The following is a 348-nucleotide window of genomic DNA, read 5'->3' as shown; positions in this document are numbered from 1 at the left end:
CTTTAACATTTCGCCTCTGCGAGTGGCTTCCGCTTGATCCATCGGGCCTGGCACGACATACATGATCTTCATATCACATGCTCCTCTCTGTCTGCCTTTCTTTCCAAATAAGGTGTAACCATGTGGCAAGCAACGATTTGACCGGTATCGGCTTGTCGCAGCTCAGGTGTCTTCTCCCGGCAGATAGCCTCGGTATAGGGGCATCTGTCCTGGAAATGACAGCCTCTGGGCATGTTAATCGGGCTGGGCACATGATTTTTTATGCGAACCTCCTCCGGCTCCTCATCTGGATCGGGAGAGGGTACTGCTGCTAGCAAGGCCTGGGTATAGGGATGCTTGGGCTTGTGC

The 348-nt window shown here is 53.2% G+C and carries 1 protein-coding gene; it reads right to left on the bottom strand.

Annotated elements, in window-relative coordinates:
- Positions 1–68: 68 nt before the first annotated feature.
- Positions 69–348, bottom strand: a 280-nt coding sequence (locus SB773_RS30525; RefSeq protein ID WP_410593957.1) for an oligopeptide/dipeptide ABC transporter ATP-binding protein, incomplete at its 5' end; no start/stop codon positions are given.

Source organism: Bacillus sp. SIMBA_074 (assembly GCF_046534555.1).
GTDB classification, from domain to species: Bacteria; Bacillota; Bacilli; order Bacillales; family Bacillaceae_G; genus Bacillus_A; species Bacillus_A mycoides.
This window is presented reverse-complemented; position numbering and strand designations above follow the sequence as displayed.